Raw genomic sequence first — 15,416 nt, forward strand, 5'->3', positions numbered from 1 at the left:
TGATGTAATGGTCACAGCGATAGAAATGAGAAACATGAAATTTAATATTCACAATGTCAGCTTGACAATTTCAGCGGCATCAAGTAAACAATACCCTGAAACTGATATGCCAGAAATTGCGCTAGCAGGACGTTCAAATGTTGGTAAATCAAGTTTTATCAATACGTTACTTAATCGTAAAAACTTTGCTCGGATATCTGGACGTCCTGGTAAAACGCAGCTCCTTAATTTTTTTAATATTGATGATACGCTTCATTTTGTGGATGTGCCGGGTTATGGCTATGCTCGTGTTTCTAAAAAAGAACGTGAAAAATGGGGTGGCATGATTGAGGAATATTTGACAACGCGTGCGAATTTACGTGCAGTCGTGAGCTTGGTGGATATGCGTCACGAGCCATCGGCTGATGATATTCAAATGTATGAGTTTCTGAAATATTATGAAATTCCAGTTATTTTGGTTGCGACTAAGGCTGATAAAATTCCACGTAGTAAATGGAATAAGCACGAGAGCATAATTAAGAGAACTTTGCAATTCGATAGTACGGACGACTTTGTCATTTTTTCAAGTTTTGATAAAACTGGCTTAGACGAGGCATGGCAAGTCATTGAAAGTTTTGTCGATTAAACTCATCTAAATTAAAAAAAATATAGAAATGTTCTGAAAATTCTGCTATAATTGCACTAATGATATTTTATATTTTGAAGGAGCGTTAAGACACATGACAATCAATATTGCTTTACTCGGATTCGGAACAGTAGCAAGTGGCATTCCTTTTTTACTAAAAGAAAATGGCGAAAAAATCACTGCTCAAGCGGGTACTGAGATTCAAATCGCAAAAGTTTTGGTCAGAGATGATGCTGAGAAACAAGGGCTATTAGCACAAGGTCATCAGTATGAATTCGTGACAGATATAACAGCCATCTTAAACGATGATACAATCGATATCGTCATTGAACTGATGGGCCGCATCGAGCCAGCTAAAACTTTCATCACACAAGCTCTACAGGCTAAAAAACACGTTGTGACTGCTAATAAAGATTTATTGGCAGTCCATGGTACAGACTTGTTAAAAGTTGCTACTGACAATGGTGTGGTTTTGTATTATGAAGCAGCAGTTGCAGGAGGAATACCTATTCTTCGTACCCTTGCAAATTCTTATACAGCTGATAAGATTACTAAAATACTCGGTGTTGTCAATGGGACTAGTAATTTTATGATGACCAAGATGGTTGATGAAGGTTGGACTTATGATGAAGCGCTAGCCGAGGCAAGTCGTCTAGGTTATGCAGAATCAGACCCAACAAATGATGTTGACGGTATTGATGCGGCTTATAAAATGGTGATTCTCAGCCAATTTGCATTTGGTATGACAATCAAATTTGAAGATGTCCGACATGAGGGGATCCGTAATATTACACCAGAAGACGTTAAGTTAGCACAAAAATTAGGCTTTGTCATTAAATTAGTAGGTGAAATTGTTGAACGCCCTTCAGGTATTTATGCAGAAGTTGTGCCAACATTTTTACCTAAGAACCATCAATTGGCGACTGTCAATGGTGTCATGAATGCCGTCTTTGTTGAATCTATCGGAATCAATGAAGCCATGTTCTATGGTCCTGGTGCTGGTCAAAAACCAACAGCGACATCAGTTGTTGCAGATGTCATTGAACTTGCTAAAGGGATTGACAGAGGTGAAGTATTACCTGCTTTTAATACCTTTACTCGCGAAACAGTTTATGCAACAAAAGAAGATTTAGTCGATAAATACTACTTTGCGATTGAAACAGAAGATAAAGCCGGACAACTCTTACATTTGGCAGAACTTTTTCATGCCGAAAATGTGTCATTTGAGCAAGTTTTCCAAGAAAATATTGGTGATAATCACCGCGCAAGTATTGCTATCATTTCGCACAAAATGGACTTGAATCAATTTGACAGTTTAGTTGAAAAAATCTCAAATCTAGACGGTTTCACACTTCGCAACACAATTAAAGTAATTTAAAGGTAAGACAGATGACTTTGACAATATCAGTACCCGCAACATCAGCTAATCTTGGACCAGGCTTTGACTCTGTTGGACTAGCGGTTAATCTTTATTTGACAATTGAGGTATTGGAGCCAACAACTCACTGGTATATCCAGCATGAGTTGGGGGCAGAAGTACCGTCTAATGAACGGAATTTGTTACTTGAGACTGCCTTACAGGTGCTTCCGAGCTTACAGCCTCACAAAATAAAAATGCTTAGTGAGATACCACTGGCACGTGGTCTTGGATCTTCTAGTTCAGTTATTGTTGCAGGGATTGAACTCGCCAACCAACTTGGTCAGCTTAATTTGTCAGGTGCTGATAAGTTAGCGATTGCTACCAAAATCGAAGGGCACCCTGATAATGTTGCCCCTGCAATTTTTGGCAATTTAGTCATTGCTAATAGCATCGACGGAAAAACAAATCATGTCACGGCACCAATGCCAGAGACTGGTTTACTTGCGTTTATTCCAGATTATGAACTGAAAACGAGTGATTCTCGTCAGGTGCTACCTAGTGAATTTACCTATCATGATGCAGTGGCAGCTAGTGCAATTGCTAACGTTGCGATTGCAGCACTTTTAACAGGTGATATGGCACTTGCCGGTCAACTCATGGAGCAAGATTTATTCCATGAAAGTTATCGTGGTAAGCTTGTGCCAGAAGTTTCTAAAATCCGAGAAATAGGACATGCTCAAGGGGCTTATGCGACATATTTATCTGGCGCTGGACCAACGGTTATGATTATGATGCCATTAGATAAATTGGAAACAATTAAGTCAAAACTTGATGCACAAAAATTTTCAGGTCAGTTATTAGAATTGACAGTCGATACTCAAGGTACTAAAGTCGTACATTAAGTGTTATATGGATACTATCAAGTTTATCTTTAAATCAAATACTAAAAATTGTACGTTAATCAGTCATCTTACGCATAAAATTAGAATTTTTACGGTCTTGTTGAATCTTGAACTCGTGGAAATTCTATTTTTAATTTTACAAGGACATGATTGAGGGTATATAAAATAAGGAAGACTAGAAATAAATAATTTGATAGTCAAAAGGGGGAATATGTGAAAAAAGGTTTATTATTGGCGTTTGGCTCTTATATTGCTTGGGGGTTTCTCTCCATATTTTGGAAATTACTGAGTGGAGTTGATGCCTACGAAGTTTTCTCTTATCGAATATTGTCAACGATGTTGACCATGTTGCTTTATTTCCTCTTTTTTGGTCGAATGAAAAAGTTAAAAACTGAGATATCGGGTTTACTTGCGAATAAATCTGAATTACTCTCAATGATTTTGGCAAGTTTTCTGATTTCAATTAACTGGCTCGTTTTTATTTACGCAGTTGGTCATGGTCAAGCAACAGCCGCAAGTCTGGGCTATTATATCAACCCTCTGTTTTCTGTTTTATTGGCTGTTATCTTTCTCAAAGAAAAGTTGGAAAACTTCACCAAGATATCACTTGCATTTGCTCTATTAGGTGTCTTAATTTTAACAATTCAAAGTGGGCATTTACCGATTATATCAATTCTATTGCCCATTTCATTTGGCACTTATGGCTTGATAAAGAAAAACGTGACAATCTCAAGTGATGTTGCTATGTTTGTGGAAACAATCATTGTGACACCCTTTGTATTAATATTTATTCTATTTTTTGCTAAGCACACACCAAGTGATTATACAGTTTCTCAAATTATCTATCTGATTTTATCAGGGATTATAACAGCTATTCCTTTGCTTTTATTTGCAGAGGCGTTGAAACAAGCTCCGCTTAACGTCGTTGGATTTGTGCAATATATCAATCCGACGATACAATTGGCAGTGGCGATATTCCTTTTCCATGAAACCTTTAAACTAGAAAACTTATATGGTTTTACAGCCATTTGGCTTGCCATCATTGTCTTTACAATCGGACAAGTTATGTTGATGAAAAAGACTAAAAATATGGTAAAATAATAGTGTTGTACCCTTTGGTACAAGCTATTTTTTATGTGATGACTAGATGAGTCTTGCACGAAAAAATTTTTGATACGAAAAGAGCAAATATGTTAACTCAAAATGAAATACTTGAAAAATTTCCGGAATTGACAATGAAATTTAATGAACCACTCTCCAATTATACTTATACGAAAGTTGGCGGACCAGCTGATTTTCTTGCTTTTCCGAGAGATAAATATCAATTACAAACATTGGTTAAACTTGCCAATGAAACGCAGACACCTTTCATCGTTTTAGGCAATGCTAGTAATCTTATCGTTCGAAACGGTGGTATTCGTGGTTTCGTTATTCTACTCGAAAAAATGAACACGATTCGTGCCAATGGTTATGTAATTGAAGCGCAGGCAGGTGCTAGTTTAATCAATACGACACAAGTCGCTTTAGACAATTCATTGACAGGCTTTGAATTTGCCTGTGGTATTCCAGGGTCAGTTGGTGGTGCTGTCTTTATGAATGCAGGTGCTTACGGTGGGGAGATTGCAACAGTCCTATCTAGCATTCAAGTCATGGACCAATCAGGTGATATTTTCGTGATTTCTGCAGAAGATATGCAGTTTGGCTACCGTAAATCAATCCTGCAAAGTCAGCAATATATTGCTTTATCTGCAAAATTTTCGTTAAGCAGTGGGGATTATGAAGTGATAAAGTCTGAAATGGCACGATTGACGCATTTGCGAGAATTAAAACAGCCACTGGAATTTCCAAGTTGTGGCTCTGTATTTAAGCGACCAGTTGGCTACTTCGCTGGTCAATTGATTCAAGATGCAGGCCTGCAAGGTCATCAGATTGGTGGCGTTCAAGTCTCTAAAAAGCACGCTGGCTTTATGGTCAATGTTGATAACGGTACTGCCAAGGACTATGAGGAGTTAATTGCCTACGTCATTGCGCAAGTCAAAGTATCTTCTGGTGTGACATTAGAACCGGAAGTACGCATTTTAGGAGAAGAAAAAATTGACGACTAACCCAATCATTGAATTCAAGAATGTGTCTAAGTCCTTTGAAGACAACGGTCAACTCATTCTCAGAGATATTAATTTTGAGTTAGAGGCGGGAAAATTTTATACGCTTTTAGGCGCATCGGGATCAGGTAAATCAACAATCCTAAATATTATTGCAGGTTTGACTGACGCAACGACTGGTGATATTTATCTTGATAATGAGCGTATTAACGACATACCAATCAATCAGCGTGATGTGCATACTGTTTTCCAAAATTACGCCTTATTGCCTCATAAAAATGTGTTTGATAATATTGCCTTTCCTTTAAAAATTCGCAAGGTTGAAAAATCACAGATTGAAAAACGTGTGCTAGATGCACTCAAAATGGTCCGTTTGACAGGTTTTGAAAACCGACGTATTCAAAAATTATCTGGAGGTCAGCGTCAGCGTGTCGCGATTGCGAGAGCAATTGTCAATCAACCCAAGGTTGTTTTACTAGATGAACCTTTGAGCGCCCTTGATTTGAAACTACGGACTGAAATGCAGTACGAACTTCGGGCGCTACAACAAAAACTAGGTATTACATTTATTTTCGTCACGCATGACCAAGAAGAAGCGCTAGCAATGAGTGATTGGATATTTATCATCAATGATGGTGAGATTGTTCAATCAGGAACACCAGTTGATATTTATGATGAGCCGATTAATCGCTTTGTGGCAAATTTTATTGGTGAATCTAATATCATCTCAGGCATTATGATAGATGATTATCTGGTCGAGTTTAATGGTAAAAGATTTGAATCTGTCGATGGTGGGATGAGAAAAAATGAACCAGTTGAGGTTGTCATTCGACCAGAAGATTTAAGATTGACGCTACCAGATGAAGGAAAGCTAATTGTTAAGGTACAAACGCAACTTTTCCGTGGTGTGCATTATGAAATCATCGCAGTTGACGAGCTCGGACAAGAGTGGATGATTCATTCAACACGACGTGCAATTGTTGGAGAAGTGATTGGTCTTGATTTCGAATCGGAAGATATTCATATCATGCGCCTCAATGAAACAGAAGAAGAATTTGATGCTCGGATTGAAGAATATGTAGATGAAGAGGTCGTTGAAGCTGGTTTAATCAATGCAATTGAAGAGGAAAACATCAAAGAATGAAAAAGGGATGGTTTATTGATACATCTGCATGATTGATAAGTTTACCCAGCTGAAGGAAAGCTAATTAGCTGATTTATAATAGGGGGGGAAATGAAGAAATATATTGAGGTACCAGATACACTCTCAGAAGTACTGAACGGTGATGAAGATGACTTGATTTTGGAAGCTGTTGATAATGGGTTTTTAATCAAATTAAAAAGTGCCTCAATGAGCAATCGTCAAAATTTCTCTTTAAGACATCTACTAATGCCAAGTTTATTTGCTTGGCTTATGGCGTTGATGACTTTCTTGATCACTCAAAAATCACAAATTTCTTTTACCGGCGACGATGTGATTTCCGTTGCTCATGCAAGTACGATTTTCGGCATATTCACAGGTTTTATTTCGTTCATTTTAGCTTATCGAAAAACACCGCATGCTCGGAATAAGCAATCTTGGTTGACGAAAATGCGAGAAACATTGACCTTATCTTTAACCTATTCTTTAGTGACCTTAGCAGTGACTGTTATGACATTTTATATTATGCGCCACACCTTTAGTGGGGTTAGTTTTGACCCAGTGACGGCCTCGTTATTTGTTCTAGCCTTTTCAGCAGTTATCAATTTCGTTTTAATTTCTTCTGCCGTGTCTGTCAAGGTATCTAATCTAATCACTATGCTATTTGTTACCTTCATTGGTGGCGTCCTCGTCGCTATGGCTTTGAATAATCAACGAGACTGGTGGCAATTTAATTTTAGTTTTTTAGGGACCTACGAGGCTAAAAAACATTGGGAATTTAATATGACGCTGATTTTTTCAGCACTCATTTTACTGACGATTACTGACTACTTGTTTTCAGAGTTTTCACAAAGTACCTATTACACTAAAAAAAGTACAGTCGTTCGATTCTTCTATTATTTAATTGCAGTCTTAATTGCCTGTGTCGGGATTTTCCCAGCTAATAGTTATTCATGGACGATGACCGTGCATAACTTGTCTGCGTTCGGTATCGTTATTTGTATCATTGTTTTAATTTTACTTTTAAAATGGCTCATACCAGATATTTCTAAAGAATTTCTCGTATTTTCTGCTATCACGCTTGGTTTACTCATGTTATCTGCCTTTTTATTTTTAGGGATTCATTATCTGTCTCTGACATTTTTTGAAATCATCGCCTTTGTTATTGCCTTTATCTGGCTAGTGATGTTGATTAATGCGATTCAAGATTTGTCGCAATCACATCGTCGCTGGCAACTTAAACTTGTCGATATGACACCAAAAAAACTTTATGACTAAAAAAATACAACTATCCGCTATTCCTTATTGTCTTTGGCTATTCTTATTTGTTCTAGCCCCCATTGCTTTATTGGTTTATAAATCATTTTTCGATATTGATGGCAATGTGACTCTGGCTAATTATGGGACGTATTTCACCAGTTGGACTTATCTGAAAATGTCCGTGAATTCTGTGATTTATGCCGCTATTATTACGGCAGTGACACTTATCATCAGCTATCCAACTGCCTATTTTTTGACGAAATTAAAACATAAACAACTTTGGTTGATGTTGATTATTTTACCTACCTGGATTAACCTCTTACTCAAAGCCTACGCATTTATTGGGATTTTCGGACAATCTGGTGCGGTTAACGGTTTCCTGAACTTTATGGGACTTGGTAGTCAACAAATCTTGTTTACCGATTTTTCTTTTATTTTTGTTGCTGCTTATATTGAAATTCCTTTCATGATCCTACCTATTTTTAATGCGATAGATGAGATTGATGGTAATTTGATTAAAGCTGGTTATGATTTAGGAACAACACGGTTTCAAAATTTCACACAAATTATTTTCCCACTTTCTATGAACGGTGTTAGATCAGGTGTTCAAGCTGTTTTTATCCCAAGTCTAAGCTTATTCATGCTGACGCGATTAATCGGTGGTAACCGCGTGATTACTTTGGGGACTGCCATTGAGGAACATTTCCTTGTCACCCAAAACTGGGGTATGGGCGCAACCATCGGCATGGTCCTCATTATCACGATGTTTGTTGTGATGTTCTTAACACGGGAGAGAGGTAGCAAAGCATGAAACGACGTTTTAAATTTGAAAATGCCTATTTGATTTTTGTTTTTGCTCTTTTGTACTTGCCTATTTTTTATCTAATTATTTATGCCTTTAATAAAAATGGCAATATGAATGCTTTTACCGGCTTTACTTTCGAATATTTTCAAGCTTTATTTGCTGACCATCGCTTGATCTTAATTGTCGTTCAGACCTTTTTACTTGCTTTCCTATCAGCATTTATTGCGACAATTATTGGAACTTTTGGGACAATCTATATTCATCAAGTAAAAAAGAAACGTCAGAATACTATTTTATCACTTAATAATGTCTTGCTGGTTTCACCTGACGTCATGATTGGTGCGAGTTTTCTGATTCTGCTAACATCAATTGGTTTTAAACTAGGTTTTGCCTCTGTCTTGATGGCACATATCGCCTTTTCTATTCCTATCGTTGTACTCATGGTGCTACCCCGTTTGCAGGAAATGGATCAGGATATGATCAATGCAGCCTATGATTTAGGAGCCACACAACGCCAAACGATGACAGAAGTCATCTTGCCGTTTTTGACACCAGGCATTATCGCTGGCTTTTTCATGGCCTTTACCTATTCTTTGGATGATTTCGCGGTCACTTTCTTTGTCACAGGCAATGGTTTCTCGACTTTATCAGTCGAAATCTACTCGCGCGCCCGTCAAGGCATTTCGCTTGAAATCAACGCGTTATCTGCATTAGTGTTTATACTTTCAATTTTGCTTGTAATCGGTTATTATATGATTATGAGGAGCGCAGATGAAGACAAATAAATTTACCCAAAAAATCATCTTCATGACCATCATGCTAGTAGCTTTAGCTGGTATTTTCGGCTTTTTTAAGTGGCAAGGTGACCATAAAGCTGGTGAAGCAGTATCGAAAATTACCTGGCAAGAACATACCTATATTTATGACCAGGCTGATTTATTATCCGATACGACTAAAAATGACTTGAATCATCAACTTGAAAACCTAGATGTGAGTAAAAAAGCTCAGATTATTGTTTTAACAGTTGATACGTTGAAAAATAAAACGATTCAAGAATATGCCAATACGGTCTTTAATCAAACAGGTATTGGAGATAAGGAGAGTGATAACGGCTTACTCATGCTCATTGCAAAGGATGAGAAAAAAGTATGGGTGGAGGTTGGTCAAGGCCTCGAGGGAGAGTTGAACGACGGCAAAGTCGGTCGAATTTTAGACAATGACTTTGTCCCCTATCGTACCAAAAATGATTATGATACTGCAGTTTCTCAAACCATTACAGCATTTTCAGATGTCTTAACTGGCAATGCTAATAGTGAGCAAACATCTGAATCACCTTCTCATCATGATTATGAGAATAATCAAGAACAATCTTCGGGTAATTCAATAGGTGGTTTGATTGTTTTCGGGATTATATTTATTTTTATTTTAGGTATGATTTTAACCGGACATGGCGATATCCTTCTGTGGATTCTCATTGCGATTTTCAATAATCGTGGTGGTGGCTCAGGAGGCTATGGTGGTGGTTCTGGTGGGTCATCAGGTGGTGGCGGCGGCTTTGGCGGCGGTTCTTCATCGGGTGGCGGAGCTGGTCGATAAGACACTCATTTAAATAAGTGTCTGACTTTACAAAATAGGAAAGAGAAAAAAGATGAATTTTATTAAAAAGAATGGTTTAGTTGTAGGTATATTAGCAGTACTTGTCATTGTGATTGTTGCATTTTTCAGCATTGGCAATGGGATTACAAAAGAAGAAAACAGTGTAGATTCAGCCTATGCTGATATTGATACGCAATTACAACGTCGGAATGATTTAATTCCTAACTTGGTTGAAACAGTTAAGGGTTATGCTGAACATGAAGAAAAAATCTTTACGGCAATATCTACGGCGCAAAGTGCGATGAGTAAAGCTGAAACTGTTACAGATAAAGCGGCAGCTAACGACCAAGTTAGTTCAGCTTTGAATGGTTTATTACGCTTGCAAGTTAGCTATCCTGATATCAAGGCGGATAAACAATTTACGCAGTTATCAGATGAATTAGCCGGTACTGAAAATCGTATTGCAGTAGCACGAACGCGTTATAACGATACGGTGAAATCTTACAATACAAAAATTTCACTTTTTCCAACTTCTATTGTAGCGGGTATGCGTGGCGCAACTAAAAAAGACTACTTTAAAGCTGCTGGCTCTGCTAAAGATGCACCAAGTGTTAACTTTGGTGATAGCAGTAAATAAATGAAAAGATTAGTCTACTTTATGGGGGGAGTTCTCGCCATTATTGCTGTGCTTGGGTTGTTATCCGTTAAATTATCCGCTGATAGCGGCAGTTCAGCGATTAATAACCAGCTTACCATTTACAACTGGGGTGATTATATCGATGAAAGTTTACTGAAAAGTTTCGAAAAAGAAACGGGTTACAAGGTTAACTATGTGACTTTTGATTCGAATGAGGCGATGTACACGAAGATTAAGCAGGGTGGCACAACTTATGATATCGCGATTCCCAGTGAGTACATGATTGATAAGATGAAGTCAGAAAAACTGTTAAATAAGCTTGACCATTCTAAAATTAAAGGGTTGGAGAATATCGACCCTAGGTTCTTAAATCAGAGTTTTGATGCTGACAATGCCTACTCGATTCCATATTTTTGGGGAACGCTTGGGATTATCTATAATGATGAGAAGGTTAAAACACCACCCGCGCATTGGCGAGATTTGTGGTCGCCTGAGTATAAAAACAATCTGATGTTGATTGATGGGGCGCGTGAAGTGATCGGTCTTGCGCTTAATGAGCAAGGTGATAGTGTCAATTCGAAAGATATGGGGCAATTAAATAAGGCTTATAATCATCTCAAGTCATTAACACCTAATGTCAAGGCAATCGTTGCTGACGAAATCAAGCAGTATATGATTAACAATGAAGCTGCTGTTGCGGTCACTTTTTCAGGGGAAGCAGCTGAAATGGTGAGTGAAAATGAGCATCTGCATTATATTGTGCCGAGTGAAGGCTCAAATCTCTGGTTTGACAATATCGTGATTCCTAAGACGGCTAAAAATTATGATGCAGCTTATGCCTTTATCAATTTTATGTTAAAACCTGAAAATGCAGCTAAAAATGCTGAGTATGTTGGCTATGCCACACCAAATATGAAAGCTAAAGCCATACTTCCTAAGGCAATGACGTCAGATAAAGCTTTCTATCCAGATGCGACAGCCATGAAGAATTTGGAAGTTTATCAAAATCTTGGTCCTGAATATTTAGGGATTTACAATGATTTATTCTTGGAGTTTAAGATGTATCGGAAGTAGGTGACAAAATGACCTCTGACTTAATGAATATTCCTGGTATCGGTGTAAAGATGTCCAATCACCTGATAAAAGCAGGCTTTCCAACGATTGCCTCTTTGAGAGGTCACAGCCCAGAAGAAATTTATGCTGCGGATTGTTTAGCACAAGGATTGGGGGAAGGCGAACTAGATAGATGCGTTCTCTATACTTACCGCTTAGCCGTAACCTATGCTAATCACGATGGTGAACTGCCTGCTGATAAGCAAAATTGGTGGGATTGGAAGGATTGATAAATGAAGAATTGCCGAGGAGACTCGGTTTTTTCATGGCTGATAGCACGACATACGCAAAGATATGATATAATGAGGTCATGACTAATTTTAATAAAAATGATATTTTTGAAGTTCAAGTAATAGATTTGACCCACGAAGGCTCGGGTGTCGTAAAGATTGACGGCTATCCGTTTTTTGTGGAAAACGCTCTACCCGGTGAGACAATCGAGATGCGCATTTTGAAAACAGGTAAGAAATTTGGTTTTGGTAAGGTTGAAACTTACCTTACAATATCTGAACATCGCGTCACAGATATCAATCTTGACTACTTACGAACAGGCATTGCCGATTTCGGTCATTTAGCCTATGCTGAGCAACTGAAATTCAAACGCAAGCAAATTGTCGAGCTGCTCTCTAAAACAGCGCACAAGGCTGATTTTCCAGTCCTAGAGACCATCGCTAGCCCAGGCGTTACAAAGTACCGCAATAAAGCCAGCATTCCTGTCCGTTCAGTTAACGGCGTTCTGGAAACTGGTTTCTTCCGCAAACATTCTCACACACTGGTTCCGGTTGAAGATTTCTTTATCCAACAGCCGGAAATTGATGAAGTTGTGATTGCCGTTCGTGATTTACTGCGTCAATTTGGACTTAAAGCCTATAACGAGATTGAAAATACTGGTTTTGTTCGCAATGTTGTCGTCCGTCGTGCCCACGCTACTGGCGAAATCATGGTGATTTTCGTCACACGCAAGGTTTCCTTCTTCAAAGTTGACGGTGTTATAAGCGCTCTTACCAAACAATTTCCAGCCATCAAGTCGATCATGCAAAACGTTAACGCCTCTACCGGCAATAACATCTTCGGAAGTGACTGGAACATCTTGTTTGGGCAAGATTTCATCACCGACATCATGTTAGGTCGCAAATATGATATTTCTGCACCCTCATTTTACCAGGTCAATACGCCTGCAGCAGAAGTCTTGTATGCTAAAGCAATCGAGTTTGCAGATTTAAACGCCGATGATGTTGTGATTGATGCCTATTCAGGTATTGGAACGATTGGTTTATCGTTTGCTGACAAAGTCAAACATGTGTATGGTGTTGAAGTTGTAGAAGCAGCCGTTGAAAATGCGCGTAAGAATGCTGAGTTGAACGGTATTGACAATGTGACTTATGTGACCGGTAAAGCCGAGAAAGTCATGGGTGACTGGGTGACTGAAGGCGTGAAACCTGATGTCATTCTTGTCGATCCACCGCGCAAAGGCTTAGATGAGTCCTTTATTACATCAGCTGCGAGCGTTGGCACACGAAGTATTGTTTATATTTCGTGTAATGCAGCGACGTTTGCGCGTGATGTGGTGCGGTTTGAAGAATTGGGTTATGCGCTTGAGAAGGTGCAGCCAGTTGATTTGTTTCCGCAGACGCATCACGTGGAGTGTGTGGGATTGCTGACACGGGTTAAAGATTGATATATAAAGGTTTTTTGAGCAATTTCGGTTCTGCTGAGATTGCTCTTTTTTGATGTATTCGGGTGATTTATGGCTTGACCATGGAGTAGTTAAAATGCCTAGAAAGGCTTTGAGTAGGCGATTTGTAAACGTGGAGTATTTGTTTTGGAAGTTCTAAAAATAGACTAAAGTGTCAAAGATTACTGGTCTATTACTTGATAAATAGGAAATAGTATGGCTATATGGTAGTACCAAAAGAAATGGAGGGATTACTTATGGATAATATAGATGGAAAATTATTTGATTCTCTACCAGCAAAGGTACAATTTTGTATTTTAGAATATATCATTGATTCTGCGCTTCGTCAGGGTTATGCTTTTCAAGTACAGTGTTTACTTGAAATGTATGAATATAGAAGAACTATGGGATTTGCTACGCATGTGGTATTTGTCGAGTTGCTTTCAAATGTGGGAGCTTAACATATAAAGGTTTATAGCAATTTCGATAACAGTCGAAATTGCTTTTTTATAGAGATGAAAAAGTCAGAAACAATATGATCCTGACACATTATTTATTCCGATTTTTCAATAGATACCATCTTATGTGTGATTATATTCGTTTTTGTGTTATTACTGAGTTTATCATCAGCTACAGGATTTACAATCAATCTTATTATTTTGGTAATTTGTTTTGGTGGTGTCATGGGGGTTTATCCGCCACTTGTAATGGAAAACTATGGCCCAATCAACCAAGGTGTCAACTATGGTATTGTCTTTTGTGATTATTCTGTTGCGGCTTTCTTCGCCCCTAAATTTCTGTCAGTATTGTCAAAAGTAACCAAAGGGGATTTTTCAAAAGCCTTTTATGTTGCAATAGCAGTTGCTGTGTTTGGCTTGATTTTAAATTTTGTTTATCAAAAAGTGAAAGGTGCGGATCAAAACTAAGGCCGTACACGCTAATCGTTTAATCACATGATAAGATGCTGTGAATTAAGGTGATCGTAATAGCCTCAATTCACAACATCTTATTTTTCTGACTTAAAAAACAGGATAGGCTAGCTAAACCTATTATTTCTGTTATAATAGAAAAGATAGTCGCGTTGTAGACTTTTAATAAAGGAGAAATAAAGTGAATCAAACAACCAAAGAAAAGATGTTAGAAATCATCAAAAAGAAACAAGCCGGTGGTGGTCGTTCTAGTCAAGAAACGCCTACCAAGAATGACCGAAAACACATGCGAAAAGGACCGAAAATCTACAATAAATAAGAAATAAGCAATAACTAGGAGGAAAGTAAAAGTGGGAGAAGAGATGACAAAAACACCAGTACCACATTTTGCAGGTATACTAGGCAGTGCTGCCTATCCAATAGAAGCAGGACGATATCGCTTAATTTGGAGCGAAATTTGTCCTTGGAGTCAGCGTATCGCGATTCTTCGTCGTTTGTTGGGTCTAGAGGATATCATCAGCGAGGGCAAAGTCAATCCAGTTATTACTGAACAAGGGTGGCAGTTTTCATTAGACGAAGGTCAACGTGACCCAGTTTTAGATATCGATTATCTCATGGTAATTTATAAGCAAACTGATGTGAATTATCTAGGTCGTGCCACGATTCCCGTCATTGTTGAAGTGACAACGAAAAAAATTGTCAACAATGAGTCGCAAGAAATCATGCTACAGCTCGAAACCAACTTTTCTGATTTCGTTAAATCAGATGCACCAGACCTCTATCCCAAAAATCTTCGTGCTGATATAGATGCCTTGAACGCTATTTTACTCGAAGAAATCAACCAAGGTGTCTATAAGATGAAAAACGCTAAAACTCAAGTTGACTACGAAAAATATTTCAGCATTTTTTTCAATCGACTTGATGAACTAGATGTTCGCTTAGCAGACCGTCGTTTTCTTTTCGGTGAGCAATTGACGGACAGCGATATTCGTCTGTATGTTAGTTTAGCACGACTTGATGTAGCCTACTATTCGACCTTCCGTGCTAACCGCAATCGCTTGACAGATTTTCCAAACCTCTGGCGCTATGCAAAAGAACTTTATCAAATCCCTGCTTTTCGAGAGACGACAAACTTTGATGCCATCAAAAAAGGATTTGCCTTAAATAACTTAGAGGGGAATCCTAACCATATTATCCCCTTGGGTCCTGATACAAGTATTTGGAACAAATAATTAAAAAATCTTCAATCTTTTTATCAAGACTGAAGATTT

18 protein-coding genes are annotated in these 15,416 nt (G+C 38.2%); all 18 read left to right on the forward strand.

Going from position 1 to position 15,416, the window contains the following annotated elements:
- Positions 1–34 precede the first annotated feature (34 nt).
- Positions 35–625, forward strand: coding sequence for a ribosome biogenesis GTP-binding protein YihA/YsxC (yihA, locus tag RR45_RS03045; protein WP_031365587.1), 591 nt, complete (start codon positions 35–37; stop codon positions 623–625).
- 94 nt (positions 626–719) lie between these two features.
- Positions 720–2,003: a homoserine dehydrogenase gene (locus tag RR45_RS03050; protein ID WP_031365586.1), complete on the forward strand. Its 1,284-nt coding sequence runs from the start codon at positions 720–722 to the stop codon at positions 2,001–2,003.
- 17 nt (positions 2,004–2,020) lie between these two features.
- Complete coding sequence (gene thrB, locus RR45_RS03055; RefSeq protein ID WP_031365585.1) at positions 2,021–2,887, forward strand: homoserine kinase; 867 nt, start codon at positions 2,021–2,023, stop codon at positions 2,885–2,887.
- A 213-nt stretch (positions 2,888–3,100) separates the two neighbouring features.
- Positions 3,101–3,988: an EamA family transporter RarD gene (rarD, locus tag RR45_RS03060; protein WP_031365584.1), complete on the forward strand. Its 888-nt coding sequence runs from the start codon at positions 3,101–3,103 to the stop codon at positions 3,986–3,988.
- Between the two features lie 89 nt (positions 3,989–4,077).
- Entirely contained in the window at positions 4,078–4,992 is a 915-nt protein-coding gene (gene murB / locus RR45_RS03065) for a UDP-N-acetylmuramate dehydrogenase (protein WP_031365583.1), read from the forward strand.
- A complete protein-coding gene (locus RR45_RS03070) occupies positions 4,982–6,133 on the forward strand; it encodes an ABC transporter ATP-binding protein (protein WP_031365582.1) in 1,152 nt (383 codons plus the stop codon). The genes murB and RR45_RS03070 overlap by 11 nt, the downstream gene beginning before the upstream one ends.
- Before the next feature lie 90 nt (positions 6,134–6,223).
- Complete coding sequence (locus RR45_RS03075) at positions 6,224–7,408, forward strand: DUF998 domain-containing protein (RefSeq protein WP_031365581.1); 1,185 nt, start codon at positions 6,224–6,226, stop codon at positions 7,406–7,408.
- A complete protein-coding gene (locus RR45_RS03080; RefSeq protein WP_031365580.1) occupies positions 7,401–8,201 on the forward strand; it encodes an ABC transporter permease in 801 nt (266 codons plus the stop codon). Before RR45_RS03075 ends, RR45_RS03080 begins: the two co-directional genes overlap by 8 nt.
- Positions 8,198–8,980 (forward strand): ABC transporter permease, encoded by a 783-nt coding sequence (locus RR45_RS03085; RefSeq protein ID WP_031365579.1) that lies wholly within the window; start codon positions 8,198–8,200, stop codon positions 8,978–8,980. The genes RR45_RS03080 and RR45_RS03085 overlap by 4 nt, the downstream gene beginning before the upstream one ends.
- Positions 8,967–9,791, forward strand: a complete 825-nt coding sequence (locus tag RR45_RS11505) for a TPM domain-containing protein (RefSeq protein WP_084463358.1) — start codon at positions 8,967–8,969, stop codon at positions 9,789–9,791. Before RR45_RS03085 ends, RR45_RS11505 begins: the two co-directional genes overlap by 14 nt.
- 52 nt (positions 9,792–9,843) lie before the next feature.
- Positions 9,844–10,428 carry a LemA family protein gene (locus RR45_RS03095; RefSeq protein WP_031365577.1) on the forward strand — a complete coding sequence of 195 codons (585 nt, stop codon included), beginning with the start codon at positions 9,844–9,846 and terminating at the stop codon, positions 10,426–10,428.
- Complete coding sequence (locus RR45_RS03100) at positions 10,429–11,502, forward strand: ABC transporter substrate-binding protein (RefSeq protein WP_031365576.1); 1,074 nt, start codon at positions 10,429–10,431, stop codon at positions 11,500–11,502.
- A gap of 8 nt (positions 11,503–11,510) precedes the next feature.
- Entirely contained in the window at positions 11,511–11,771 is a 261-nt protein-coding gene (locus tag RR45_RS03105) for a helix-hairpin-helix domain-containing protein (protein ID WP_031365575.1), read from the forward strand.
- A gap of 80 nt (positions 11,772–11,851) precedes the next feature.
- Positions 11,852–13,219: a 23S rRNA (uracil(1939)-C(5))-methyltransferase RlmD gene (gene rlmD, locus RR45_RS03110; protein WP_031365574.1), complete on the forward strand. Its 1,368-nt coding sequence runs from the start codon at positions 11,852–11,854 to the stop codon at positions 13,217–13,219.
- Between the two features lie 221 nt (positions 13,220–13,440).
- Complete coding sequence (locus RR45_RS03115) at positions 13,441–13,677, forward strand: hypothetical protein (RefSeq protein ID WP_031365573.1); 237 nt, start codon at positions 13,441–13,443, stop codon at positions 13,675–13,677.
- A gap of 144 nt (positions 13,678–13,821) precedes the next feature.
- Positions 13,822–14,142: an MFS transporter gene (locus RR45_RS03120; RefSeq protein WP_143465080.1), complete on the forward strand. Its 321-nt coding sequence runs from the start codon at positions 13,822–13,824 to the stop codon at positions 14,140–14,142.
- Between the two features lie 184 nt (positions 14,143–14,326).
- Entirely contained in the window at positions 14,327–14,464 is a 138-nt protein-coding gene (locus tag RR45_RS11155) for a hypothetical protein (protein WP_167362552.1), read from the forward strand.
- 43 nt (positions 14,465–14,507) lie between these two features.
- Positions 14,508–15,377, forward strand: coding sequence for a glutathione S-transferase C-terminal domain-containing protein (locus RR45_RS03125; protein WP_072353434.1), 870 nt, complete (start codon positions 14,508–14,510; stop codon positions 15,375–15,377).
- Positions 15,378–15,416 lie beyond the last annotated feature (39 nt).

Source organism: Pseudolactococcus chungangensis CAU 28 = DSM 22330, from assembly GCF_002441885.1.
Classification (GTDB): Bacteria; Bacillota; Bacilli; order Lactobacillales; family Streptococcaceae; genus Pseudolactococcus; species Pseudolactococcus chungangensis.

Coding starts and splice junctions, on each gene's coding strand:
- yihA (WP_031365587.1), top strand. CDS start 35: ATGAAATTTAATATTCACAATGTCAGCTTGACAATTTCAGCGGCATCA.
- RR45_RS03050 (WP_031365586.1), top strand. CDS start 720: ATGACAATCAATATTGCTTTACTCGGATTCGGAACAGTAGCAAGTGGC.
- murB (WP_031365583.1), top strand. CDS start 4,078: ATGTTAACTCAAAATGAAATACTTGAAAAATTTCCGGAATTGACAATG.
- RR45_RS03075 (WP_031365581.1), top strand. CDS start 6,224: ATGAAGAAATATATTGAGGTACCAGATACACTCTCAGAAGTACTGAAC.
- RR45_RS03080 (WP_031365580.1), top strand. CDS start 7,401: ATGACTAAAAAAATACAACTATCCGCTATTCCTTATTGTCTTTGGCTA.
- RR45_RS03085 (WP_031365579.1), top strand. CDS start 8,198: ATGAAACGACGTTTTAAATTTGAAAATGCCTATTTGATTTTTGTTTTT.
- RR45_RS11505 (WP_084463358.1), top strand. CDS start 8,967: ATGAAGACAAATAAATTTACCCAAAAAATCATCTTCATGACCATCATG.
- RR45_RS03095 (WP_031365577.1), top strand. CDS start 9,844: ATGAATTTTATTAAAAAGAATGGTTTAGTTGTAGGTATATTAGCAGTA.
- RR45_RS03100 (WP_031365576.1), top strand. CDS start 10,429: ATGAAAAGATTAGTCTACTTTATGGGGGGAGTTCTCGCCATTATTGCT.
- RR45_RS03105 (WP_031365575.1), top strand. CDS start 11,511: ATGACCTCTGACTTAATGAATATTCCTGGTATCGGTGTAAAGATGTCC.
- rlmD (WP_031365574.1), top strand. CDS start 11,852: ATGACTAATTTTAATAAAAATGATATTTTTGAAGTTCAAGTAATAGAT.
- RR45_RS03115 (WP_031365573.1), top strand. CDS start 13,441: ATGGTAGTACCAAAAGAAATGGAGGGATTACTTATGGATAATATAGAT.
- RR45_RS03125 (WP_072353434.1), top strand. CDS start 14,508: ATGACAAAAACACCAGTACCACATTTTGCAGGTATACTAGGCAGTGCT.